Source organism: Gilliamella sp. B3127 (assembly GCF_026536935.1).
GTDB lineage: Bacteria > Pseudomonadota > Gammaproteobacteria > Enterobacterales > Orbaceae > Gilliamella > Gilliamella apicola_E.
This window is the reverse complement of record NZ_JAFNNI010000001.1, coordinates 199,609-225,312: the sequence shown is the minus strand read 5'-3', so window position 1 is coordinate 225,312 and position 25,704 is coordinate 199,609. Positions and strand designations below refer to the sequence as shown.

24 protein-coding genes, 1 tRNA gene and 1 other RNA gene are annotated in these 25,704 nt (G+C 36.1%); 6 read left to right on the top strand and 20 right to left on the bottom strand.

What is annotated here, in order from left to right; translation table 11 throughout:
* From csy2 to J3U00_RS00940, 12 genes are all read right to left on the bottom strand, one after another.
* Positions 1-924 (bottom strand): type I-F CRISPR-associated protein Csy2, encoded by a 924-nt coding sequence (gene csy2, locus J3U00_RS00995; RefSeq protein ID WP_267331236.1) that lies wholly within the window; start codon positions 922-924, stop codon positions 1-3.
* Positions 924-2,303 (bottom strand): type I-F CRISPR-associated protein Csy1, encoded by a 1,380-nt coding sequence (gene csy1 / locus J3U00_RS00990; protein ID WP_267331235.1) that lies wholly within the window; start codon positions 2,301-2,303, stop codon positions 924-926. Before csy1 ends, csy2 begins: the two co-directional genes overlap by 1 nt.
* A gap of 86 nt (positions 2,304-2,389) precedes the next feature.
* Complete coding sequence (gene cas3f, locus J3U00_RS00985; RefSeq protein ID WP_267331234.1) at positions 2,390-5,752, bottom strand: type I-F CRISPR-associated helicase Cas3f; 3,363 nt, start codon at positions 5,750-5,752, stop codon at positions 2,390-2,392.
* Entirely contained in the window at positions 5,749-6,702 is a 954-nt protein-coding gene (gene cas1f, locus J3U00_RS00980) for a type I-F CRISPR-associated endonuclease Cas1f (protein ID WP_267331233.1), read from the bottom strand. Before cas1f ends, cas3f begins: the two co-directional genes overlap by 4 nt.
* 288 nt (positions 6,703-6,990) lie before the next feature.
* The gene (locus J3U00_RS00975; protein ID WP_220217878.1) at positions 6,991-7,746 is read right to left on the bottom strand and encodes a TSUP family transporter; all 756 of its coding nucleotides are present in this window, start codon (positions 7,744-7,746) and stop codon (positions 6,991-6,993) included.
* Positions 7,747-7,748: 2 nt separating this feature from the next.
* Positions 7,749-8,816, bottom strand: coding sequence for a chorismate synthase (gene aroC / locus J3U00_RS00970; protein ID WP_267331232.1), 1,068 nt, complete (start codon positions 8,814-8,816; stop codon positions 7,749-7,751).
* Positions 8,817-8,847: 31 nt separating this feature from the next.
* Positions 8,848-9,741 carry a 50S ribosomal protein L3 N(5)-glutamine methyltransferase gene (gene prmB / locus J3U00_RS00965; RefSeq protein ID WP_267331231.1) on the bottom strand — a complete coding sequence of 298 codons (894 nt, stop codon included), beginning with the start codon at positions 9,739-9,741 and terminating at the stop codon, positions 8,848-8,850.
* 125 nt (positions 9,742-9,866) lie between these two features.
* Positions 9,867-9,954, bottom strand: a tRNA-Ser gene (locus J3U00_RS00960).
* Positions 9,955-10,022: 68 nt separating this feature from the next.
* Positions 10,023-10,112: a YnhF family membrane protein gene (locus tag J3U00_RS00955; RefSeq protein ID WP_141673908.1), complete on the bottom strand. Its 90-nt coding sequence runs from the start codon at positions 10,110-10,112 to the stop codon at positions 10,023-10,025.
* Between the two features lie 29 nt (positions 10,113-10,141).
* Entirely contained in the window at positions 10,142-12,214 is a 2,073-nt protein-coding gene (gene prc / locus J3U00_RS00950; RefSeq protein ID WP_267331230.1) for a carboxy terminal-processing peptidase, read from the bottom strand.
* Positions 12,215-12,223: 9 nt separating this feature from the next.
* On the bottom strand, positions 12,224-12,760 hold the full coding sequence (gene proQ / locus J3U00_RS00945) for an RNA chaperone ProQ (protein WP_220225050.1): 537 nt from the start codon (positions 12,758-12,760) through the stop codon (positions 12,224-12,226).
* Positions 12,761-12,824: 64 nt separating this feature from the next.
* A complete protein-coding gene (locus J3U00_RS00940) occupies positions 12,825-13,181 on the bottom strand; it encodes a DNA-binding protein (protein WP_065562207.1) in 357 nt (118 codons plus the stop codon).
* 178 nt (positions 13,182-13,359) lie between these two features.
* On the opposite strand from J3U00_RS00940, the gene J3U00_RS00935 reads away from it, so the two are divergent.
* The 3 genes from J3U00_RS00935 to rnpB all read left to right on the top strand — a co-directional run bounded on the left by J3U00_RS00935 (position 13,360) and on the right by rnpB (position 14,780).
* Entirely contained in the window at positions 13,360-13,641 is a 282-nt protein-coding gene (locus J3U00_RS00935; protein WP_065562208.1) for a helix-turn-helix domain-containing protein, read from the top strand.
* 209 nt (positions 13,642-13,850) lie between these two features.
* Complete coding sequence (gene bamE / locus J3U00_RS00930; RefSeq protein WP_065562209.1) at positions 13,851-14,213, top strand: outer membrane protein assembly factor BamE domain-containing protein; 363 nt, start codon at positions 13,851-13,853, stop codon at positions 14,211-14,213.
* A gap of 178 nt (positions 14,214-14,391) precedes the next feature.
* An RNA gene (gene rnpB / locus J3U00_RS00925) (RNase P RNA component class A) lies at positions 14,392-14,780 on the top strand.
* 2 nt (positions 14,781-14,782) lie between these two features.
* Here rnpB and J3U00_RS00920 read toward each other — a convergent pair.
* The 6 genes from J3U00_RS00920 to J3U00_RS00895 all read right to left on the bottom strand — a co-directional run bounded on the left by J3U00_RS00920 (position 14,783) and on the right by J3U00_RS00895 (position 20,968).
* Positions 14,783-15,469 carry a DedA family protein gene (locus J3U00_RS00920; RefSeq protein WP_220225051.1) on the bottom strand — a complete coding sequence of 229 codons (687 nt, stop codon included), beginning with the start codon at positions 15,467-15,469 and terminating at the stop codon, positions 14,783-14,785.
* A gap of 30 nt (positions 15,470-15,499) precedes the next feature.
* Positions 15,500-16,957 carry a metalloprotease TldD gene (gene tldD / locus J3U00_RS00915; protein ID WP_267331229.1) on the bottom strand — a complete coding sequence of 486 codons (1,458 nt, stop codon included), beginning with the start codon at positions 16,955-16,957 and terminating at the stop codon, positions 15,500-15,502.
* A 49-nt stretch (positions 16,958-17,006) separates the two neighbouring features.
* Positions 17,007-18,482 (bottom strand): ribonuclease G, encoded by a 1,476-nt coding sequence (gene rng, locus J3U00_RS00910; protein ID WP_065562212.1) that lies wholly within the window; start codon positions 18,480-18,482, stop codon positions 17,007-17,009.
* Positions 18,483-18,494: 12 nt separating this feature from the next.
* Positions 18,495-18,986 (bottom strand): rod shape-determining protein MreD, encoded by a 492-nt coding sequence (gene mreD, locus J3U00_RS00905; protein WP_220225053.1) that lies wholly within the window; start codon positions 18,984-18,986, stop codon positions 18,495-18,497.
* Positions 18,976-19,815, bottom strand: coding sequence for a rod shape-determining protein MreC (gene mreC, locus J3U00_RS00900; protein WP_065562214.1), 840 nt, complete (start codon positions 19,813-19,815; stop codon positions 18,976-18,978). The genes mreD and mreC overlap by 11 nt, the downstream gene beginning before the upstream one ends.
* A 109-nt stretch (positions 19,816-19,924) precedes the next feature.
* A complete protein-coding gene (locus J3U00_RS00895; protein ID WP_065562215.1) occupies positions 19,925-20,968 on the bottom strand; it encodes a rod shape-determining protein in 1,044 nt (347 codons plus the stop codon).
* Between the two features lie 368 nt (positions 20,969-21,336).
* On the opposite strand from J3U00_RS00895, the gene accB reads away from it, so the two are divergent.
* The 3 genes from accB to J3U00_RS00880 all read left to right on the top strand — a co-directional run bounded on the left by accB (position 21,337) and on the right by J3U00_RS00880 (position 23,883).
* Complete coding sequence (accB, locus tag J3U00_RS00890) at positions 21,337-21,792, top strand: acetyl-CoA carboxylase biotin carboxyl carrier protein (protein WP_065562216.1); 456 nt, start codon at positions 21,337-21,339, stop codon at positions 21,790-21,792.
* 40 nt (positions 21,793-21,832) lie between these two features.
* Complete coding sequence (accC, locus tag J3U00_RS00885; protein ID WP_065562217.1) at positions 21,833-23,179, top strand: acetyl-CoA carboxylase biotin carboxylase subunit; 1,347 nt, start codon at positions 21,833-21,835, stop codon at positions 23,177-23,179.
* A gap of 65 nt (positions 23,180-23,244) precedes the next feature.
* On the top strand, positions 23,245-23,883 hold the full coding sequence (locus J3U00_RS00880; RefSeq protein ID WP_065562218.1) for a bifunctional 4-hydroxy-2-oxoglutarate aldolase/2-dehydro-3-deoxy-phosphogluconate aldolase: 639 nt from the start codon (positions 23,245-23,247) through the stop codon (positions 23,881-23,883).
* A 46-nt stretch (positions 23,884-23,929) separates the two neighbouring features.
* On the opposite strand, the gene J3U00_RS00875 is transcribed toward J3U00_RS00880, so the two are convergent.
* Both J3U00_RS00875 and J3U00_RS00870 read right to left on the bottom strand, forming a co-directional pair.
* Entirely contained in the window at positions 23,930-24,700 is a 771-nt protein-coding gene (locus J3U00_RS00875) for an ABC transporter permease (protein ID WP_267331228.1), read from the bottom strand.
* Complete coding sequence (locus J3U00_RS00870; RefSeq protein ID WP_065734285.1) at positions 24,693-25,631, bottom strand: ABC transporter ATP-binding protein; 939 nt, start codon at positions 25,629-25,631, stop codon at positions 24,693-24,695. The genes J3U00_RS00875 and J3U00_RS00870 overlap by 8 nt, the downstream gene beginning before the upstream one ends.
* Positions 25,632-25,704: the final 73 nt, after the last annotated feature.

Here is a 25,704-nt window from a genome sequence, read left to right as displayed (position 1 = left end):
TTAATTAGTTTTTTGATTAATCATATAAATGTCTGCGTTATTCGATTGCAATTTACTACACTGATAACGCCAAAAAGCTTGGGATAAATGTCCCTTTAATCGCAAAGGAAATACCCATTTACCTAATCCATAGATACATTCAACAAATTGTGTTGCATATTCATTGCTACGTGCATTTTCAACCATTCCGGCTTGAAATAGTGGTGAAATAGCTTGATATCCGAGTGGAATAGGTACTAGCCAACCTCGCCCTTCCTTTATTGAAGTAGTTTGCCAATGATCTTTTTCTTGCGGTTGATGATGAAGCATTGCAGTTTCAACTAAAGCATCGAGTTGCGTGGCATTAGGATTCTTTAGTTGTAATTCAGCAGTGATATCTTTTAACTCTTGTTGTGCTTCAACTAAAACAAATGCAGGCAGCAACATATTAGCTAAGGTTTTATCTGATTCATCAGAAGAAATTAATTTTACATTTTCAATTGAGACTATGTGCCCACCCGCTATACGTTGTTGATAAAGTTTTTGCTTCATCTGCGTAACAAATGCTTGTTGTTGTTCTTCGTCATAGAGCGTATCAATATTTTCGATTTTCACTTCTACTAATAAACTAACATCAAGATGAACTTTACCTTCCTCGATGATTGAGCGAGTATCACCATTTTTTGCTAATGGATTGCGAGTTAACCGAAAAATATAATCTGAATAATCATTAGGGCGATAAACTTGTACATCACACTCATGACAAGCAATTAATACCCCGTCAAGATAAATTGGTTCTTTGGATTCGATTTTTCGATTTAAAGCGTGAATAGCACCTAAAAATCCAGAAATAGCCGGAAAACCATAAGTCAATGGGCTTGATATAGCATTAGCATTGTGAATTTTAACATGGTCAAAAAGTAGATAATAATTTAACGAAGCCATTAGAAAACCCCCTCTTTTTTACGTTGACTCGCTTTTACCGCTGCGCTAAATTCGCTATGCCATTCATTAAATTCAGGATCTGAAAATTGCTCACTGATATTATTAAATTTATTTTTCAACACGCATTGAATCCAAAAAGCAAAATCTTGTTTAATATCACCTAGCCAATCACCTTTATCATAGTGTTGTTTGAAATCTTCTTCATCTTCTAACTCTGCTCGATTAGGATCTAGCCAAAGCTTTTGGCTAAATTTTAGAGAGTATTCCCTACTCCAACCAGCAGGCATGGTTTGCTGGATATGTTTAGCAAACTTAAGGATATAAGATAAGATAATATCTAAAGCATCTTTACGATTATCTCTTTCTTCAACGACATTTTTAGGCGCCTGAACCATATCAAAGAGTAATCTAAAACCAAACCGACAAAAATATTGCATTGAATTATCAAAAATATTTTGTTTGTGATCGGTAATCGACGGAAATTTGGAAGATTTGAATTCGGGTGGTATTGAAGGTAATAAGAAATTTCGACCACCTTGATTGCTGGTTAATTGACTTACACCTTGAGGATTACTGCCACCCAACTTAACCACAGCTAAATTTTGAAAAGAAAAATAGGGTTCATGTACTGCATCTTTTATCCTTCTTTGTTCACGGGCTTTTTTGTTCTGTTCGGAAAACCTTTCTTGCACTTTCTGATAAACTACATGACATAACGAACTAGGATGCAATGGAACTAATAACCGATAATTATTTTCTAGATGAGCTAAATAGCTTTCTTGGTTATTTGGCCAATAAAATTGTTTATTGAGTTCTGAAGCTTTAGGATGTTCAAATTCATTAAATATAGCTTTTTTTAAATTGGCTAAATAAAGCGATGCTTTTTGTTTATCGTCAGATAAAGCATCCAAAACGGCAGGATGGTCTTCTATAATCAATTGCAATAGTGTTGTTTCACCGGTTACAACTTGATTTAATAATGAAAATATATCTAAAGCTGCAGCATTGCCTGAACAATCAAGTGGTAACGTAGTTAGTGTAGCGGAAGATATAACTGTCTGATTGATTGGCTTAGTCTGCGTTAGATAATTATTATTATCACCTAGATTTGAAGAATGAATCCCTTTACTAATATGTGAAGCTATAGATATCCAGAATATCCTTCTGGTTGCTGCATCTTCCATCCAAGTTTCAAAATCATAACGCTTTAATAAATCATTAATTTTTTGTTGTGATTCAGTAATTGCTAATGAATCATTGTTTTCTCTAGCTTTAGCTAATTTTACAAGCTCACTTTTGTAGCTACTATTATTAGCAAGCCGTTGCGTTAGAAAGTTTATGATTACCTTTCTAATATCTTGCCAAGAAATACTATTCATTGGCCCTCCTATTTTCAATAATAAATATAATTAAAACATTAACTTTTTAAATACTGCCTATATAAAAAATCGTCAAATTCCTTTTTTTATTCCTTATAAAACCCAAAACAAGGATTAAAGCACCAGCGTGTTCCACTTGCTAAACTAACTGTGCAAAATTCGTTTGCCAGCCGATATTGGTTTTTATTTGGCAAATGTTCGGCTAGTTTTTCCATGGCTTGTTGTACGGTATTTGATAGCCATATTTGTACTTTTGGGTTATCTAACTGCCAATTTTGATATTGGATAGCGTAATTTTCTGTTTCAGGGCATTGTTCATCTGGTTTTTGCCATGCATTTTCGGCATAACTAAAATTGTGATTACCATCTTCATCTAACTGACAGACGTAATCATCTTCTTTTGGGCTTTTCATTCTAAATGGCGAGATCTTTTGCAAATGCACACAATGATGATGTGCCAAATTAGGTTGCCAATAACAAGTAACATAGTTGCTTGTATGAGCATTAATGGCAAATAAGTCCGCCATGACATTATGCTCTAATTCAGCAAGCGTTAAACCATCTTCTGGTGATGAAACTATGCGTGGAATAGCATTAATATTTTCGAGTTGTTTGCTTGGTATAATTTCTTCGCTTTTATGTGATTTTAGTAAAAAATTAGGCTCTTGTTCAAAACCCGGTCTGGCAAAACAAGCTTCCACTGAACAATAATTGTTTCCTTTTTTTATCGATTCGATGTTACTGCCTAAGATTGCTACATTTGGGCTATGCGTGGATTTATCAGGACGGTGTCGCCAAACGCGTCCGACTAATTGAATAATGGAACGCATAGATGAGGGCTCGACAATTGCCCAATCATAATCATGATCACGCCCTACTTCAGTAACAGGGGTGCCAATGACGATAAAAATGTGATTCTGTATTTTGCTGTGTTTTATTGCTTCAATAATTTCCGGTTGGTTGAATAATGCTTTCGGATCGCTACGGTTTAAAATTCTATCTAGTTTTTCTTCCAATTGGCTACGTAGCAATAAAAGTTGTCTGGCATGGTAAACTACAATATGAAATACAGTATCGTCAGGTAATGTTTGTTGCTGAAATATCTGTTTAGTAATTGCGATGACATCTTCAGTATGGGCAAATCGGATTAAACCAATACTGACCTGTTTTTTTGATATCTCGTCAGTCTGATGATATTGCTCGTGAAATAGGCTTGCTTGTTCCAGAATTTGCTTTGCTAAAATATGGTAATTGAGTTTTTCATTCGCTTTTTTATTTTTCTGATAATCCAGTAATTTTAGAATATGTCCTTGACGACGAATCGCTTCTTTTTCTAGCTGCATTATGCGTGAGTGAACAAAATGTTGATGCTCATTTTTGAAATGATTAAGATCATCAATTGGCATGACTGACTGATGATATTCGTCAAACCAACCGCAGATAATACGATTACTGCTTTGACTACTATTATTTTGATTCCATATTTTCCTTCCGGCTTGGTAGGCGTCAAATAAACCAGCTATCAGATCGGGGGTTAAAGTAGCAGAAGAAAGCAATACTTTACTACCATAAAGCCCTGCTAAATGAACTAATCTAGCTAAAGCAGGAAGATCGTGTTGATCAAAATCATCGGGTTCATCTAATATGAGATCAGAAGTAAGCAATCTTAATGTTGGTGCAATATATTTACCACCTTGAGTGCCTTCACTAGCTTGAATAATATGATCAATAGTACAGGTGACAATTGGGGTATAAAGTAATTGACGAGCTTTACTGTTTTCAATAATAGTTCCCAATTCGGTATCAGCAATGCCTGTTTCAACGACATCAACGTATTCATCCATTAAAGATTCGATAGATTCGCTACCGTAACTTTCAGGATTATGATTCTGTGAATTTTGCTCGTTATAGGTGTTATTTTCTCGTCTCTTTTGTTCTGATTTTGTATCATTTTCTAACTCAAATAAGGTTTTTGACGCACTTCCACCAACTAAGGTTGCCACATGCTCATCTGTCAGTTGTAGTCTGTCTCTAAGCGCTTTACCTGTCTGCAATGTTAATACCCGTAAACCTAACGCAATGGTAAAACGCACACCACGTTTAGGATTAGCTAATGCATAAATAATTCGGCCGTTCGCTAACGTTTTACCGCAACCTGTTGATGCCATATTTATCCCCAAAAAACCATTTTCATCACTAGCTTTCTGATAACTTTTAGCCAAATCAAATGCATGATTTTGCCATTGAAAACGTTTGATTGTCGTACGTTGTGTAAATGCTTTATGGTGGTTAATTGCTGGTAATTCCATTGCCATTTTGGGTAGCAATCGAACAAATCGAGCTGATAAGTTAGCAACACCAATTAAATGATCATCTAAGCGCTGTTTCGGTTTTTTTTGATAATTGGTATTGGCAATCAAGATTTCTTTGTTTTTACCTGCTTCATCATTTACCAAAGATAAACTTGAAAAATTGTGATCAGCAACCATTAAACTCAAACGAGATATATGTAATAAAAATTCATCAATTGCAGTTAGCTGCATTAAAGGCGGGTGATTAAGTGCTTTACTTGCATAACGACAGAGTTTTTTTAACCATGCATTACTTAACGTTATATCATCTTTAAGCTGCCAAAAAGAGTTTGGATTAGCATGTTGACTATTTTTATTTTTAACCCAACCTTCAACGGCTTTTAGTGTTTTATAAAAATTGTCTTGTTTGAAGTTAGCAAGTAATAGTTCATTCTTCTGCTTTTTTTTCTTATCACCACCCATCGAATCCGATAAAAAAGGCATTCGATGATGTGAAACAATTAACCAAGCAATCCATTGAGCTAATAAGGGTGTTTGAGTTAAATCACCTTTTTCGGTGCATGTTAAATCTTGATGCCAGTTTGGATTTTGCTCTTGATATTCTGAAAAATTGGCTAGCCGTTCCAATACGGCTTGATTGCTAGTACAATTTTTAATCATTAATAAAAATATTTGTAATGAAATCCACTCATGCCGATAAGGATCACCTGCTATTGCTGTTTCCGCTCGTAATTTATTTTGAAATCCGATAGTCGCTTTACCTAGATCATGTAATAAAGCAGCAATGGTGGTAATAAGTTGAATTGATGTTGTATATTGCCAAGTCTCTTCGCTGTTATTACGTAAAATATCTCGTTTTGTACGATTAGTCGGCACTCGTCCTTGCTGGTTAAATTGGCTTTTATCGCCGACAATCCAAAGGAGATCAGTCAGATTTTTTCCATGTGTCCAATAGCAAGCAACAGCAGTATTTTTTCGAGCGGTTTTTCGTAATAATTTATAAAGCGTTTGTAAACCGGCTGAAGTCATCGGTGTTTGCCAAGTTCGTTCACCACAACGCTCAGCAAATTGATCGATGATTCGGCGGGTTTCTGTTAATGCTCTTTTTTTGCATTGGCTCACAAGTAAAATATTCATGTTTTATCCGCTATTTGTTTTAACGTATCAATAATCATATCGAGCGCGCCTAATTGCGCGAATTGTGAAATACAAGATTGACGAAATGTTTTCTCATCATCACCTTGCATAGCAGATATAAAAGCTTGAGGTAAAACCATGCCATCTTTAATAATATCAGCAGCATCAAAAACTAAGCCGCCACGTCGAGTTTTGCCATGTAAAATAGCTAAACCATGTGGTAAACCCAATACCCAACAAGCCGTAGCACCTAAACCATAAGCTAAATAATTACCATGATCTAAAAATTGATTAGCAGGATCATGGCTTTTATTTCGAGTGGCATGCTCTCTTTTAAATTTGTCATCTTGCAACGTTAATTGATTTGCCATTGCATACAATCTTTTGCTAAATCGTCCTTCTGCTGTTAACAGAGATTGACTATTTTTAGCCGTATCAAACTGTTCTCTGGCATCGTTGATAATGTTAGTTAATTGATTTTGATCTACTGTCCAATCAAATTCTAACCAACTCGATTGAATGATGTTAAGTCGATGCTGTTGTAACATTTTAGCTGCTTGTAATCGGCGCTGATCATCAAACCAAAATTGGCACCAACTTTGTAAGTATTCAGTTGCACGATACTCACTTTGAGGTGAAAAAAATTGACAAGCAAACTCTGACTCGGTCGAAGCAAATAGTGGTGTTCCGCCGCCACCACAAAATCCAATCATTACCCCGGCTCTTGAAAGTTCACGGACAGCAGCTTGCGTTAATGAAGTACCTGTACCAAGCAAAATGCAGGTGGTGTTAGCTATCGGAATGTTCCAATACAATGATTGCTGCCCTTGATCGGTGACATACTCAACTCGACCACCATTGACTAAAACCCGGCAGTGTTCTAAATAATAAATATTAGCACGCTTGGAATGTAAAATGGTTTTAAGATCAGAACAGTGAATCAAATCCATGATTATAAGAAAATAAATTCAATTTTTACATAATGACAAATTAACACTGTTTTATGTAAAAAACGAGCTTTTTTAAATAACAATTTTTATAAAAGTTAATTCAATAAATCGTTTGATTAATTATAAGATGATAAATTATTAACCAGTTTAAGATGATCGTTGTTTAAATAAAATAGAATGACAATTCCAGCCATTAAAATCAGAGCATTTTAAAGCGCAAAAACCCCGCTCCTCAAAAAATTTTCAGGAGCGGGGTTTTGTGATTAATCGTAAGTATCTTTTTATTCTCTAAGAGAAGAAGTTTTCATAGATGAGTTTGATACTCATAATAGTGGAAACGGTAATAAGCATTGGCCTTATCAATTTTCGCCCTTTAGCGATAACCATTTTTGCCCCTAATCTTGCGCCAATAAATTGACCAACAAGCATAACAAGACCAATTGACCATACCACTTCTCCACCAACAATAAAAAAGATTAAGCCCGCTAAGTTAGAGGTAAAATTGAGTACTTTGGTATGTGCAGTGGCTTTGGTTAAATTAAAACCGGCAAGGGTGATATAGGCGAGTGCGTAAAATGAGCCAGCTCCGGGCCCAAAAAAACCGTCATAAAATCCGATAGCTAATGCTGGTAATAAGGCGAATTGGATTATGGTTAGGCGACTTTTACGGTCATTTTCACCAATGGTCGGGGAGAGTAAAAAATAGAGCCCGACACTAATAGTTAAGATCGGTAAGAGTAATTTTAAGAAGTCAGCTTGTATATGCATGACGGATAATGTGCCAAGCGCCGAGCCAATAAAGGCACAGGTAATTGCGAATTTTTGCTGTTTTAAATCAACCATGCGTTCACGAATAAAGTAAAGGCTGGCAGAGAAAGATCCCCCAGTACTTTGTAATTTATTGGTGGCTAAAGCGCTGGCTGGCGGTAAGCCTACCGCCAAAAGAGCCGGTACCGTTAATAGCCCACCGCCACCAGCGATAGAATCAATAAAACCAGCCAACATAGCTATAAAAAAAAGTAAAGCCAGTAATTCGTAACTCATGATTATTTTACATCACTACATTGTGCAAGGTGTCGAAGATAATGATCCATTAAAACAATTGCAACCATTGCTTCAGCAATTGGTACTGCTCGGATACCCACACAAGGATCATGTCGGCCATGCGTCGATACTTCAACGCTATCACCATAAACATTAATCGACTGCCCGGCAATTTCAATACTTGGCGTAGGTTTTAAAGCAATACTTGCCAAAATGGTTTGCCCGGAGCTAATACCGCCTAAAATACCGCCAGCGTGATTAGATAAAAAGCCTTCAGGGGTAATTTCATCACGATTTTCACTTCCGCGTTTGTTGACAGTAGCAAATCCGTCGCCTATTTCAACGCCTTTGACGGCATTGATGCTCATTAGGGCATGGGCAAGATCGGCGTCGAGTTTGTCAAAGACTGGTTCTCCTAACCCTACTGGCACATGCTCAGCCACTATACAAACTTTAGCACCGATAGAATCACCCTCTTTTTTTAGTTTTCTTAGTAATTCATCAAGAGCTTCCAATTTGCTTTCATCAGCGCAAAAGAAAGGATTTTGGTCTACTTGTTGCCAATCTTTTAGTTGGCACTCGATATCACCCATTTGAGCTAGATAGCCGCGAATAGTGATACCCAGTTTTTCATGTAAATATTTTTTAGCAATAGCACCTGCAGCAACTCGCATGGCGGTTTCACGAGCTGATGATCGACCGCCACCACGATAATCACGAATTCCGTATTTTTTTTGGTAGGTGTAGTCAGCATGACTAGGTCTGAAGATATCTTTTATTTTGCTATAATCTTGCGAACGTTGGTCAGTATTTTCAATAAGTAATCCAATGCTGGTTCCTGTAGTTACCCCTTCAAATACACCTGAAAGAATTTTTACTTGATCCGCTTCGCGTCGCTGAGTTGTGTAGCGAGATGATCCTGGGCGACGACGATCAAGGTCATGTTGCATATCGGATTCGTTTAAACTCAGTCCTGGTGGTACACCATCGACAATGCATCCTAATGCAATGCCATGTGATTCACCAAAGGTAGTGACTTTAAATAATTTACCAATTGAATTTCCTGCCATAGTTCTCTATTCCGATTTTTTTATATTTAATTTATTTAAAATAGTGTTGATAAGCTTTTAGGTCATTATAGTTCAGTGAAAATACACCAAGTCCACCATGTTCAAAAGTTATCCAGTTAAATGGTACGTCTGGATACTGTTCTTGTAAAGATACCCAGCTGTTGCCGACTTCACAAATTAATAAGCCTTCTGGTGTTAAATAGTTACTTGCATCATGTAAAATTCTTTTCACTAAATCTAACCCATCAAACCCAGCTTCAAGCGCCAATTTTGGTTCATATAAAAATTCATCTGGAAGATCATTCATGTCTTCATCATCGACATAAGGCGGATTAGTGACGATTAAGTCATATTTGTTATCAGGTAATCCATTAAATAGATCAGATAGAATTGGGATGACTTGATATTGCATATCGTGCATTTCAATATTGGTTTGAGCAACATCAAGAGCTTCAAGTGAGATATCGGTAATATCAACTTGCGCCTCAGGGAAGGCATAAGCACAGGCAATCCCAATACAGCCACTACCGGTACAAAGATCTAAGATTTTCTTTGGTTGACTAATAATTAAGTCTTTAAATTGATTGTTAATCAATTCGCCTATCGGAGAGCGAGGTATTAATACTCTTTCATCAACATAAAAGCAGTGACCACAAAACCATGCTTGATTGGTTAAGTAAGGTGTTGGTAAGCGATCAGTAATTCGCTTATTGATGATCGCATTTAATTGTTGTTTTTCATCGCTAGTTAGATTTGATGCATAAAACTCAGGGGGAATAAATAATGATAAGCCTAACGTTGCTAAGATAAGTTGTTTAGCTTCATCTATAGGATTATCTGTTCCATGCCCTAGAAAGATATCTGATTGACTAAGTTGTGACGTGGTCCAGCGTATATAATCCTGAACGGTGCGTAAATTTTCCATATTAACTCCGGAAGATCAAGGAGAAGATGAGGTTACTCGTCAGGTCATTAACCTTGTGCGAATATGTCACCAGTAATGAGATAGAACCTCTGGGTTCTTTGCTGCAATGACTAAATAAATTTTAATGGCGGTGAGGAAGGGATTCGAACCCTTGATACGTTGCCGTATACACACTTTCCAGGCGTGCTCCTTCAACCACTCGGACACCTCACCTTAATTTAGCACCCGCTTTAAAAAAGCAGGGTGCATACTATAATTATCTGGACCAAATTAATCAAGTCTTAATTCATGCAAACAACAACGCCAAAAGCTGCAATAATGGATAAAATTAATACGGTTGCAACTAAAGCATATTTTAAGTCAGTACACATAGTCTTTTCTCCTTACTTTTGTTTTAACACTATTCAATTGGTGTATCTAAAGATAAAAATCCACCTAAGTTTTTACTTTCTTCAATACTTGGATAATTAGGTATTAAGTCAAACAAGATCTCTACCGATTCATCTAAGAATGGATCTGGCTGTTTATAATCTTTAGGTAGTTCTTTTAAATTTGTAATTGGTGCTAGACCAGCACGACTTAATCGTTCATTCATGCGCTTAAGGTCTTGCTCTTCTTTAGTTTTTTGCTCTGTTTCACGCTCATTTTTATTTAATGAGACAGTGAGATTGTCATTTTTTTTGCTATTAAATTCTTTGATATCTTCTTCGATATAGTTGAATTCTGGATTTTTCGCAATTCGAGCTTCATGTTGCGATTTTAAGTTTGCCAATAGTGGTTTGATATTCGCTACAGTTAAATAGTCTGCAGAAGGAATTTTATCCCATGGCATAGCATTATCTAAGAACCGTTCACCAGTTTCATCAACATATTGGCTTTTGGTCATTTCAATATCAGGATCAACACCCTTTAATTGGGTACTGCCACCATTAATACGATAGAATTTTTGGACAGTATATTGAGCACCACCAAGTTCAGGCCAGCTTGGGTGTAAACGGGCATCAACTGGGTATGAGATACCTCGTGAAGTTTGTACTGTTCCCTTGCCATAGGTGGTTTCACCAACAATTACTGCCCGACCATAATCTTGCATCGCTGCTGAGAAAATTTCTGATGCTGAGGCACTATAACGGTTAATCATCACAACAATTGGACCACTGTATTCAATACCTTTATTTTTGTCATCATAAGTCGTGATTTTTTGAAGATTATCACGCACTTGTACGACTGGACCATTGTCAATAAATAAGCCTGTTAACTCAATAACTTCAGCTAATGAACCACCGCCATTATTGCGCAAATCAATAACTAGGCCTTGTAATTTTTCGCTGTTAGCTTCCATTAATAATGATTGAACCTTTTTGCTTAACCCAATATAGAAGCTTGGTATTTCAATAATACCGACTTTGCCTCGGCTATTATTGATAACTTTTAATTTTGCTTCTCGATCTTCAAAATGAATTTTGTCACGTTTAAGTTCAATGATTTTAGGTTTGCTGTTGTTGCCCGCTGGTAAAATTTCTAATTTTACTATGGTGTTTTTAGGACCACGTATTTTGTCAACAATATCCTCTAAACGCCAACCGATTACATCTTCTATAGGAGAATTGCTTTGCCCTACCCCGATAATTTTATCGCCAACTGTTAATAATTTACTTTTTTCGGCTGGGCCGCCAGTTACAAATGACATGATTACAGTATAATCATCTTGTTGACTAAGTGTGGCACCTATTCCTTCGAAAGATAAACTCATTTCAGAATCAAAATCCCGTTTTTTGCGCGGCGCTAAATAGCTAGTATGAGGGTCAATTTCACGTGCAAATGCATTCATAAAGACTTGGAAACAATCTTCATTATTAGATTGTTCAATAGTTTTTAATACGCGTTTATATCGTTTAGTTAATACTTCACGAATCTGAGTCTCGTTTTTACCCGTTAATGCTAAATTTAGCTCGTCATATTTAACGCGTTTTTCCCAATAGTCATCAAGTTCTTTTTCATTTGTTGCCCATGCTAGGTCTTCACGCTTAAAATTAATTTCGTCTTTAGCGCTAAAGTCCATTGGACGTTGCAATACTTCAAGCGCATATTGATATCGATTGTAGCGTTTTTGTAAAAAAAGGTTGTAAATATCGTAAGCTGTTTTTAGGTCGCCATCTCTTAATTCTTGACCTAATTGTTCTTGGTAAATACGGAATTTGTTTACATCATCTTGAAGAAAGATAGTTTTATTACCATCTAATAATTTGAAATAGCGATCGAAAATTTTAGCTGAAAATGCACCATCTAAGGAAAAATCACGATAATGTGATTGAGTAAAGAAATTAGTTACTCGTTTGGCGACAACTTGATGTACTTCATCTTGTTTTAAAACTGGAATTTGTTCCGTTGCAGGAGTTTTGGCCTGAGCCGTTGTACTAATAATACATAAAATGAGACCGAATTTAACAAAACCTTTCAGTAACTTATTCATATAAATTCTCTATCGATTAATAATATGCTCAGGTTTGACTGTTAGTTCCATTCCTGTTCCTACTTTGACTTTGATGTGCTCTTTTTCAATAGTAATGATCTGTCCTTTGACTGGTTTTTGACCAACATTGACTCGAACAAAATCACCAATTTTCAAAGCTCTAGGTTTTCGAGAAGGTTTAGGGGCTGCTTTACGTTTTTGTTTTGCCCTTTCCTTAGCTTGCTCCTTGCTTTCTTTTAATTGTTGCTGAGCATGTTCCATTTGTTCTTTGGTAATAACTTCAGTTGGGTTACCATCTAAGTCAACGCGATTTGCACCTTCCTTTATGCAATATAGATAGCGCCAACCCATGGTGTAGGTTCTAAGTGCAATGCGAAGTTTGGTTTTGCTCAATAATTCACTATTTTCTAGGCGAGAGATAATATCTTGAAAGATGCCAATTTTTAAAGGCTTTGCTTCCCCTTCAATAGTAAAACAATTAGGAAACTGCTGGTTTAAATAATTAATAATCTCTTTAGTATTTGTTAATTGAAACTGATTTTCCATTGATTATTCCATTGCTACTAAAAATTTTCTGACGATAAAGTATATCTCAGCTTGTACAATAACACTAATTATCTTTTTTGTGTTTGTTAATAAAAGAAACAAAATCTTTGATACCATTTCGCATTATCCATGAACTGACAATCGTTTGTTCTTCTGCAGATAATTGTTCAAATGCTGTCATCCACAGTTGTAGTGGATTAATTGGCGAAACAACATAAGTTGCACTCTCTTCCTCAAGATACAAAGCTTTTTTAACTTCTATTGACAAGCTGCTAATGTGATACTCAATAGCTTTACCACGAACACCTGAACGTTTACGAGAAGTCCAGTTTTCAGATCTTGCTTTACGATTTATACCTTGTGTTGTTGATGGCATCCCTGCAATACTTAATAGTTCTTTTGGTGAGAACCACTCTTTCATTCTAATAATCCTATTTTTAAGAAACAAGAAAAAGTTATAGAAATTAAAGAAACTTTGTTACAATACTAAGAAACTACCTACCATTGTTATTTAAAGTTAAATTATAAACTTACTGGTTTTGATAACTAGAAAGCATAACATAGATATTTAAGGTTATAAACTAAGAAGGAAGAAAAAAATGGAGATTAAATCTAATGATTGGCATAAAGCAGACATTATTGCCGCATTAAAAAAGAAAGGGACAACTCTCGCTGAACTATCTCGTCAATCCGGACTAAGTTCTTCAACACTTAGCAATGCGCTTGTTAGACCTTGGACAAAAGGAGAGTCAATTATCGCTAAAGCACTCAATTTAAAACCCTCGCAAATTTGGCCTAGTCGTTATATAAATTCAATGACAAGACAGCCAATTAAGCGAGTTTTGAGAAAAAGTTCAGATAATACATCTTCAAATCATTAACTGACAACAATCTAATTAACACTTTTTTACAAACATATGGAAACATATAGAAACACTTGTTTTCATGTGTTCGTTTTTGCTTTATTCTTTTATCAATTCAATTCATCTATTTTCCTTATTTAAACTAACTTGATTATTTTCATCAATATTAATCCTATGCTATGATTAGCCATCTTTTGATATAAATCATAGTTTAATAGGCAATTATTATGAAAAATCTTAGTAAAATTTTGGTGCTTTTATTTTCAGTATTAGCATTATCCGCATGTTCACAAAAAAATTATTTAGAACAAGGTACCCCACTAAGTCATGAGAAGGTGGATAAAATTGTTGAAGGCTCAACCACTGAGGCACAACTGCTGCATATTTTTGGTCAACCAGCAAGTAAGGTTAGTATTAATGCTAACGAATCAAAATGGACTTATACATATCTTAAAAAAAGTTCAACCAAAAATGCAATTTTTGGGGAAACTCAATACGACATTCTTGAGGGTACGTTAGAAGTAGTGGTAAACCAAGGTGTTGTAACTTGGTTTAACTATTCGCAAAACAATAAACAGAAGAAGTGGTAATTATCATTTGATTATTAAGCACATCAATTAGATGTGCTTTTTCATCTATTTGCTTAATGATTGTTTTTACCGTTAAATCACCTTATTCTCAGATTTTCATTTCATATTTTGTTTAGATTCCATTCATATACTTTATTCCGCTCTGGACAAAAGTCTTTATTACGTTATACTCGTTTGCGAAATTAACCAGACAATCGCTGCTTTGTTGTAGTCCCTTGCAAAAGGGAGACAAACAGAGGGGAGGAAAGTCCGGGCTCCATAGGGCAGAGTGCCAGGTAACGCCTGGGGGGTGTTGGCGAGAGCGAGCATTCACGACTAGTGCAACAGAGAGTATACCGCCGATGGCTTAGCAATAAGATCAGGTAAGGGTGAAAGGGTGCGGTAAGAGCGCACCGCGCAGCTGGTAACAGTTGTGGCACGGTAAACTCCACTCGGAGCAAGGTCAAATAGGGATTCATTGGCGCGGCCCGCGTTGAATCCGGGTAGACTGCTTGAGCTAATGCGTGAGTATTAGCCTAGAGGAATGATTGTCCACGACAGAACCCGGCTTATCGGTTAATTTCACCTTTTTATTCTTTACGGTTTTGCTTTGCTTGTTTTTTATTACCTAACCAACGCTTTATTGCTAACCAAATCGAAAATACTAATCCTAATACCAATAAAAATACTGGTATTAACATTAATAAAGACATAATCTGTTTTTCGTATGTTTTAAAAATTGGTGATAAACCAAATAAATAGCCTAATGTAACAATCAAAAATATCCATAATGTTGCACTTACCCAATTGTAGATATGAAATTTACGGCTATGCAAACCTGATAACCCCGCCATCATTGGTAATAATGTGCGAACAAATGCAATAAATCGTCCAATAAATAGTGCTTGTAAGCCATATTTGTGGAATAGTACCTCTGATTTATGGTGATATTTTTCTGGCAAATGTGCCATCCAATTCTGTACAGTTTTGGTATTACCCAGCCACCGGCCTTGTGCATAACCGAGCCATGTGCCGAAGGCAGCACCAGCAATTAGAATTAAGTTTATAAGACCAAAATGAAAAACATCAAGACTTATCAATACGCCAGTTAGAAACAGTAAACTATCACCCGGTAAAAAAGCTGCGGGTAACACACCGTTTTCTAATAGAATGATGACAAATAGCATTCCATATAATATCCATAACACATCTGGGTTTGAGAGTGTTTTTATATCCATATGAACAAATGCTTGGTATAGTGTAATGATTGTATCCATTTAGCTTATTTTCTCATTAATGTATTATTATTAGTGGTTAATAGTACCACCTACGGTTAAATTATTCACTTTTAAAGTCGGTTGACCAACTCCAACAGGAACGCTTTGCCCTGCTTTACCACAAACACCAACACCTGGATCAAGTTCGAGATCATTGCCTACCATTGAAATCTGTTGCATCGTTTCAATACCTGATCCAATAAGCGTTGCACCTGTGACCGCCGTAGTAATTTTACCTTTTTCAATTAAATAGGCTTCTGAAGTTGAAAAGACAAATTTTCCTGAAGTTATATCGACTTGCCCACCTGCAAAATTAGGTGCATATAGTCCATAATCTACACTTTGGATGATTTCATCAAAACTCGATGTTCCCGCTAGCATATAGGTATTGGTCATTCTAGGCATTGGTAAACAGGCGTACCCTTCACGGCGACCATTGCCAGTCGAATGGCAATTCATTAATTTTGCGTTAAGCTTATCAAACATGTAGCCTTTTAAAACACCGTTTTCGATTAATACCGTTTTTTGACTTGGCGTACCTTCATCATCAATAGAGAGTGAACCTCGACGATTTTCAATGGTTCCATCATCAACGATAGTACAAAGCTCTGAGGTAACTTGTTCGCCAATTTTTCCTGAAAACACAGAACTATTTTTACGGTTAAAGTCTCCCTCTAGCCCGTGTCCTACTGCTTCGTGAAGTAACACACCTGGCCAACCTGCACCTAAAACAACTGGCATAGTCCCTGCTGGAGCCGGTTTGGCTGAGAGCAAAACTAAAGCTTGACGCACAGCTTTTCGGGTATAACTATCTACATAACTTTCACCTATTTCGGCGTTAGTCGTTAAAAAATAGTCATAACTTAATCGACCACCACCGCCACTACTCCCTCGTTCACGTTTACCATCTTGTTCGACAAGGACGGATACTGATAAGCGAACTAAAGGCCTAACATCTGCACATAAGGTACCATCAGTGCCAGCGATTAAAATGTCTTCATAACTACCAATTAAGCTTGCTGAAACTTCAATGACTCTTGGATCAATTGAACGTGCTAACTTATCAACTTGGTGTAATAAGGCAATTTTTTGCTCTTGCGAAAAGCTATTTATCGGATTAAGCGATGGATACTTGATGATATTGTTAGCCGTTTTAAATGGAGTAACCATAATTGGTGTTTGATTTTTAGTAATAGAGTTTGCGGCTAATACACTTTGCTCTAATCGAGCTAAAGAAAGCTGATCAGTATAGGCAAATCCTGTTTTTTCACCAATAATCGCTCTAACACCAACACCTTGATCGCGATGAAAAGAGGCATTTTTAATAATGCTATCTTCAAGAGACCAACTTTCGTAATAACCAGATAAAAAATATAAATCACCAAAATCAATTTGCCTTGAACTAAGCATATCAAGCAAATTTACTATATCTTGCTGATTTAAGTTATTTGGATTGAGTAACCGTTCACTCACTTGGGCTACGTTCATAAATTCCTTAATCTAATGATTATCAATATAAAAACTGTAAAATTTATTATTACATAAGTACTACATCATATTGTTCTTGAATATAAAGTGGTTCAACTTTTACTTCAACACGTTTACCAACAAACACTTCAACTTCTGCTAGCGCATGTGATTCATCCGTCGTTAATGCATTAGCCACTGCAGCTGAGGCATAAACCAAAAAGTATTCAGAGCGGTGAGCTTTGTATATACGAACAATTTCACGGAGTATTTCATTACAAACCGTTTCTACTGATTTAACAATCCCTCGACCTTTACATGCAGGACACTCTTCACAAAGTATATGACCAATACTTTCTCGAGTCCGCTTACGTGTCATTTCAACTAACCCCAAACCAGAGAAAGTGTTCACAGATGTTCGTGCTCGATCTTTAGCTAAAAAGTCTTGTAAAGATAATAACACTCGTTCACGGTGAATATCTTCTTGCATATCAATAAAATCGATAATGATAATACCGCCTAAATTGCGTAATCGTAATTGACGCGCAATCGCAATAGTTGCTTCGATATTGGTGTTGAAAATAGTTTCTTCTAAATTACGATGACCTACAAATGCACCAGTATTAATATCAATGGTCGTCATAGCTTCGGTTTGATCAATAATTAAATAACCACCCGATTTTAATTTGACTTTACGGTCTAACGCTCGTTGAATTTCGTTTTCAATATCATACAGATCGAAAATAGGGATATTACCGCGATAATGGGTTAATTTGTTGGTAACTTCTGGCATAAATTCCTGTGTAAACTCAACCAACAAATCATAAGTAAGTTTTGAGTCAACCAAAATTCGTTCAATTGGGTCGCCAACAAAATCCCGTAATACTCGCTGAGATAAAGCAAGCTCACCATAGACTAAATATTTGCTGATTGGACGCGCCATTCGTTCTTGAATTTTTGCCCATAAACGTTTTAAAAAATTGGCATCTTGTTCAAGTTCGTGAGCATTTGCTCCTTCGGCAGCAGTTCTAACAATAAAACCACTTTCATCGGTAACATATTGTTCAACAATTTTTTTTAGCCTTTCACGCTCTTCTTCCGATTCAATTCGTTGCGATGTCGCTACATGAGCAGAGTTTGGACCAGGCATTAAAACTAAATAACGCGAAGGTAAAGTTATATCTGTAGTAAGTCTGGCACCTTTAGTCCCCAAAGGATCTTTAACAACTTGTACCATTAAATCTTGGCCTTGACGTACCAATTCAGAAATATCTTTAACTTGAAACTGTTCTTGTTCACTGTCCGATACACATTCGGTATGCGGCATGATATCCGAGGCGTGCAAAAAAGCTGCTTTTTCAAGACCGATATCAACAAACGCAGCTTGCATACCCGGTAAAATACGAATGATTTTGCCTTTATAGATATTACCGACAATACCTCGACGTGATTCACGATCTACGTGGATTTCTTGTAATATCCCATCTTCAATATATGCCACCCGAGTTTCTGATGGCGTTACGTTCATTAATAATTCGACAGACATAATGATCCCTTATTAATTAATAGCAAAGTTCCGTCTTATTAGTCGTAAGAATAGATAAATCACTATCCATAATACCCCATCAACAAAACTAGATACTAAAATTAAAGGTGAAATCGTTATGGTATGATAAATACTAACTTGAAACAGAAATACTAATATATTATAACAAAGCGAAACGGCAAAAATAATAATTGATTGTTGCCATAAAGCTAAATTACGGATTAACTGGAATTTAAACATTAACAAATAAGCCACGCATGAAAAAATAAATGCGTGAATACCTAAAAGCGATCCTGAGAATAGATCTAAAATGATACCTAATAAAAACGCCATGCCCATACCAATTCGGTGCGGTAATGCTATTAACCAATAGGCCATAATTAACATTAATAAATGTGGCTTAAACATATTATATTCAGGTGACCACGGTATAATTTGTACACATAAGCCAATTAGCAACGTTAACCAAATAACCAGTATACTAATTCGATTATTACCCCTCATGTTTTACTCCTTGATCGCCCCACAATAACAGTAGATAACGTAAACGTTTTAAATCTGCGGTTGGCGTAGCAGAAATAATGGGGGTGGAATCACTTATATCAAGCTTTACTGAACTAACCACAGCCACTGGGTACCCTTCTGGGAAGCGACCATCAAGTCCAGAAGTGACTAAAACATCACCAACTTTGACATCAACATTGTTAGGTAAAAAATCAAGCGTTAAATCGTTACTGCATCCATTACCAACAGCTACCATTGAAATATCATTTCTTAATACTTGTACTGGAATTGCATGTTGATAATCACAAACTAAGATTGCTCGGCTTGTTGATTGAGCGGTTTGATAAATTTGTCCAACGATACCTTTTTCATCTACTACCGGCTGACCTATATATACACCGTCATTTTTACCTTTATTAATTACCACTTGATAAACGTAAGGATCAGTATCAGCTAATAATACTTGAGCAGCCATTTTATGTTCATCATGTCTTAAAGGTGAACCTAATAGCCCTCTTAGGCGGTCATTTTCATGCTTTAAATGTTCAAGCAATAATAGATTACTTTTTTGTTGCATTAAGGTTTCTTGCAGTTCTGCATTTTCTTTAATTAGTGTCTCTTGTGTTTTCGACATTTCATACAGCGAATCAAATGATGATTTTGGTGCATTTGAAACATGATAAAGTGGCGAAATTAAGGTATCTAAATAATAACGAACCTCTTTAAAAGGACGATAATTGATATCTAACACTATTAACGTCAAAGCGAGTGCCAGTGATATAAATAATTGAACACTCAGAGGCGAACGTTTAGAAAAAAGTAATTTCATTGTCCAGTATTTACCTGTTATATATCTAGAATTTAACTATTTTAAGATATGACTCCGCCGACAATGTCGGCGGAAAAAATGAAATATTCGTTACTTGCTAGTAATATTATTACTCTTCACTGAAGAGATCACCACCATGCATATCTACCATATCAAGAGCTTTACCACCACCACGAGCTACGCAAGTAAGTGGGTCTTCAGCTACAACAACGTGAATCCCTGTTTCAGCAGATAATAATTTATCAATATTACGTAATAATGCACCACCACCAGTCAATACCATACCATGTTCTGAAATATCAGAAGCTAGTTCTGGAGGACACTGTTCTAGAGCAACTTTAACAGCACTAACAATACCACTTAATGGCTCTTGTAATGCTTCTAAGATTTCATTCGAGTTTAGTGTAAAACTACGTGGCACACCTTCAGCTAAGTTACGACCACGTACTTCGATTTCAAGGACTTCATCACCTGGATAAGCACTTCCAATGAAGTGTTTAATTTTTTCTGCGGTCGCTTCACCAATTAATGCACCATAATTACGACGAACATAATTGATTATTGCTTCATCAAAACGGTCTCCACCAATGCGCGCAGAAGCGGAATAAACTACACCATTTAATGAAATAACAGCAACTTCTGTTGTACCGCCACCGATATCAACAACCATTGAGCCAGTTGGTGCAGAAACTGGTAAATCAGCACCAATTGCCGCAGCCATTGGTTCTTCAATTAAATAAACTTCACGAGCACCAGCACCTAATGCTGATTCACGAATAGCACGACGTTCCACTTGGGTTGCGCCAACTGGCACACAAACCAATACACGAGGGCTTGGTCTTAAGAAGCTATGGCTGTGAACTTGTCGAATAAAATACTGTAACATTTTTTCAGTGACGGAAAAGTCTGCAATCACACCGTCTTTCATTGGTCTGATAGCTGCAATATTACCAGGTGTCCGCCCTAGCATCTGTTTCGCAGCATGGCCAACGGCAGCAACACTTTTAGGTGTTCCTGAGCGATCTTGACGAATGGCAACAACTGAAGGTTCGTTAAGCACAATGCCTTGCCCTTTTACATAAATAAGCGTGTTGGCTGTACCTAAATCAATCGATAAATCATTTGAAAACAAGCCGCGAACTTTTTTGAACATAATAAAAACTCTTCCTAGAATTAATCTTGTTTAAATATATTTGAGTATTAGAAGCAAACTTAGGCGTCTACAAAATATATATTTTAATTTTATCCGATAAATAATAGTTCATTTAGCAGATAAAAACCACAGCCAGCCTCAATAATAATTAAGGGTTATATTGTATCGCAATTTAAAAATAATACCTAGAAAATAGTATAACAAGTGTTTGTAAAGGAGATATATAATGACAAATTATGATTTACAGTGTATCCTTCCGCGTTAATGTTGAGTTACTATTTTTAGTATCGAATTAAAAGATTACTTTTAAGATATTAAAGGTACATTAAAATAATTGTTATTTATATCAAATAAACACGGTGTAATTCATGGATATACGTAAAATTAAAAAGTTAATTGAATTAGTAGAAGAATCAGGTATTTCTGAGCTTGAAATTTCTGAGGGTGAAGAATCGGTTCGAATTAGTCGGTCGACACCTACCTATACAGCTCCAGTGCAAAACATTCAAATTCCCCAACCGGTTGCTGTTCCTGCTCCAACAGTCACTGCGGCTACAGTTGAAGCAGAAGTCATCACAGAAACTAATAGTGGCACAACCATAAAATCACCAATGGTTGGTACGTTCTATCGAACTCCAAGCCCAGAATCTAAAGCATTTGTTGAAGTCGGTCAGTCTGTAAATGTTGGTGATGTGCTTTGCATTGTTGAAGCAATGAAAATGATGAACCAAATTGAATCAGAAAAAGCAGGGACTATTAAAGCTATCTTAGTTGAAAATGGTCAACCAGTTGAATTCGATCAACCACTATTCATTATTGAATAATCAGAATTATTTGTTAACTTAGACGATTAAGAGATTGAATATGCTTGATAAAATTCTTATTGCTAACCGCGGAGAAATCGCTCTTCGTATTTTAAGAGCATGTAAAGAACTTGGAATTAAAACTGTCGCTGTTCACTCTTCGGCAGATAAAGACTTAAAACATGTGCTACTTGCAGACGAAACCGTTTGTATAGGTCCAGCAGCTTCAGCCAAAAGTTATCTTAATATCCCTGCATTAATCTCTGCTGCCGAAGTAACCGGCGCAGCAGCTATTCATCCTGGATATGGATTTTTATCAGAAAATGCGGATTTTGCTGAACAAGTTGAACGTTCAGGCTTTATATTTATTGGTCCAAAACCTGATACTATTCGTTTAATGGGTGATAAAGTTTCAGCCATTGAAGCAATGAAAAAAGCAGGCGTACCTTGTGTTCCTGGTTCTGATGGTCCTCTTGGCAGTAATATGGACCTTAATAAGCAAATTGCTAAAAAAATTGGTTATCCAGTTATTATTAAAGCGTCTGGTGGCGGCGGTGGTCGTGGAATGCGTATTGTTCGTGAAGAAAAAGATCTCGAACAATCAATCAAAATGACTAAACTTGAAGCAAAAACCGCATTTAATAATGATATGGTTTACATGGAAAAATTCCTAGAAAACCCACGCCATATCGAAATACAGGTTTTATCTGATGGACAAGGTCATGCAGTTTATTTAGGTGAACGCGATTGTTCAATGCAAAGGCGTCACCAAAAAGTACTTGAAGAAGCACCAGCGGTTGGTATTACACCGAAAATGCGTAAATTCATCGGTGAACGTTGTGTTAATGCATGTATCGAGATTGGATATCGTGGTGCAGGTACTTTTGAGTTCTTATTTGAAAATGGTGAATTCTACTTCATCGAAATGAATACTCGTATTCAAGTAGAACACCCAGTTACTGAAATGGTTACTGGAGTTGATCTTATTCGTGAACAAATTCTGATTGCAGCTGGACAACCTTTGTCAATTAAGCAAAGTGACATTGAAATTAAAGGCCATGCAATTGAATGCCGAATCAATGCCGAAGATCCTAAAACATTTATGCCATCTCCGGGCAAAATAACACGTTTCCATGCTCCGGGGGGATTTGGTATCCGTTGGGAATCACATATATATGCTGGCTATACTGTACCACCATATTATGATTCAATGATCGGTAAATTAATCGCCTATGGTGAAACTCGTGAAGTCGCTATTGCCCGCATGAAGAATGCATTAGCAGAACTGGTTATTGATGGTATAAAAACCAATATCGAACTTCATCTAGAGATTTTAAATGATGAAGGCTTCATAAAAGGTGGCACGAACATTCACTATTTAGAAAAGAAATTAGGTATTTATGAGTAAAATAAGCCCTCAATAATTTGAGGGCTTATTGCTGTATAGAAGTAAATAAAGTATAGGTAATACATATGAAAAATTGGAAAAAAAGCGCTGAAGAAATTTTAACATTAGGTCCAGTAGTTCCTGTTATTGTTATTGAGCGTTTAGAAGATGCCGTTCCTTTAGCAAAAGCATTGATTGCTGGTGGAGTGAAGGTTTTAGAAGTCACATTAAGAACAGCTTGTGCACTTGACGCAATTAAGAAAATTATTAACGAAGTTCCAGAAGCTGTAGTCGGTGCCGGTACTGTAACCACAGTAGAGCAACTTAAACAAGTAACTGAGGCGGGTGTAGAATTTATCATCACTCCGGGTATTACTGACTCTATTTTAAAAGCAGCAGTTGAAGGCCCTGTGCCAGTTATTCCTGGGATTGCAACCATTTCAGAATTATTAACAGCTCAAGAATATGGTTTAACTGCATTAAAATTCTTCCCAGCTGAAATTAATGGCGGTGTTGCTGCGTTAAAAGCATTTGCTGGTCCTTGTGGTTATATGAAATTCTGCCCGACAGGTGGTGTGAATCCTAAAAACTATCGCGATTATTTAGCGCTTGATAATGTTCTTTGCGTTGGTGGAACTTGGTTTATTCCAACTGATGCAATTGCTAAAGGTGATTTTGCTAAAATTACTGAAATGGCAAAAGAAGCCGTTGCAGGAGCAAAATAAGTTTTATCTTACCGCCGATATAAGTCGGCGGTTTAGTCTGATTTGTCTAACTTCTAAGCCCTCTTCCACTTTCAATTATTTGCCATGCTATAAAATATAAAATGCTAACAAATAATATAAGCATCGAAAAAGTAATAACTAATGAAACATCACTAATACCTAAAAAACCATAGCGAAAACCATTGATCATATAAACAATAGGATTAAGTTTAGAAACCCATTGCCAAAAAGTCGGTAACATAGTGATTGAATAAAAAACTCCGCCCAAGTAAGTTAACGGTGTTAATACAAAGGTTGGAATAATACTTATATCATCAAATGATTTTGCAAATACTGCATTTAACAATCCAGCTAATGAAAACAAAATTGAGGTTAATAATAAGGTGAAAACTACAAAAGTCCACGAATGAACTTCATATCTAACAAAAAATAACGATACAACAGTGACCAACACACCAGTTAATAAACCACGCATTACACCACCACCAACATATCCCCAAATAATAATATGAGTCGGAACAGGAGCAACAAGTATTTCTTCAATATTACGTTGAAATTTAGCACTAAAAAATGAAGAACAGACGTTTGTATATGAATTGGTTATGACCGACATCATAATTAAACCAGGCACAATGAATGCCATATAACTAAAGCCACCCATATCACCAACTCGCGAACCGATTAAATTACCGAAAATAATAAAATATAGTGACATTGTAATAACAGGAGGAATCAGTGTTTGTATCCAAATTCTTAAAAATCGGGTAACTTCTTTACGCCAAATACTTTTTAAGGCAATCCAATATAAATTATTCATCAATAGCTCCTTTGGTATCATTTCGCAACAAATCTACAAATAATTCTTCTAATCGATTAGCTTTATTACGAACACTAATCACTTTTATGTTTTGTTGATTGAGTTGTTCAAATAACTGATTTAATCCTTGTTGTTTATCTACGTTTACTTCTAACATGCCAGATTCAATATCAGTATAATTATACCCTTTAAGGGAGATTGGTGTTGATGTTGGTACATAATCAATAATAATTGTTTCAGATTGACTTTTTGCTAGTAAATCACGCATTGAAGAGTTAGCAATTAATTCTCCGTGCTGAATTATACCAATGTGACGGCAAAGCATTTCTGCTTCTTCCAAATAATGCGTGGTTAATATAATGGTGATACCTTGTTTATTAATCTCACGTAGAAAATCCCACATGGAACGACGTAACTCTATATCAACCCCAGCAGTAGGTTCATCCAGAATTAATAATTTAGGTTCGTGGACAAGTGCGCGAGCTATCATTAGTCGTCTTTTCATCCCACCTGATAACATATTAGCTCTACTATGTCGTTTATCCCATAAATCTAAAATACGCAGATACTTTTCAGCTCGTTGTAAAGCCAATTTTCGTGGCAACCCATAGTAACCACCTTGATTGGTAACAATTTGGATTACTTCTTCAAATTGGTTAAAGTTAAATTCCTGAGGAACAAGTCCTAATTGTCTTTTTGCATTAACAAGATCCGTATCTAAGTCATATCCAAAGATTTTAACTTGGCCTGAGGTTTTAGTAACTAAAGAGCTAATAATACCAATGGTGGTTGACTTACCTGCACCATTTGGTCCAAGTAAAGCATAAAAATCTCCTGCCGCTACAGTTAAATTAATTCCTTTTAATGCTTCTACACCATTTTTATATTTTTTCTTAAGCGCTATAAGTTCTAGTGCAGGTGTTGACGACATAAATGTATCCTAATTGAGTAAATTGCTATTTGAATAATATGATATCATGTTTAATCAATTGACAATATTGTTT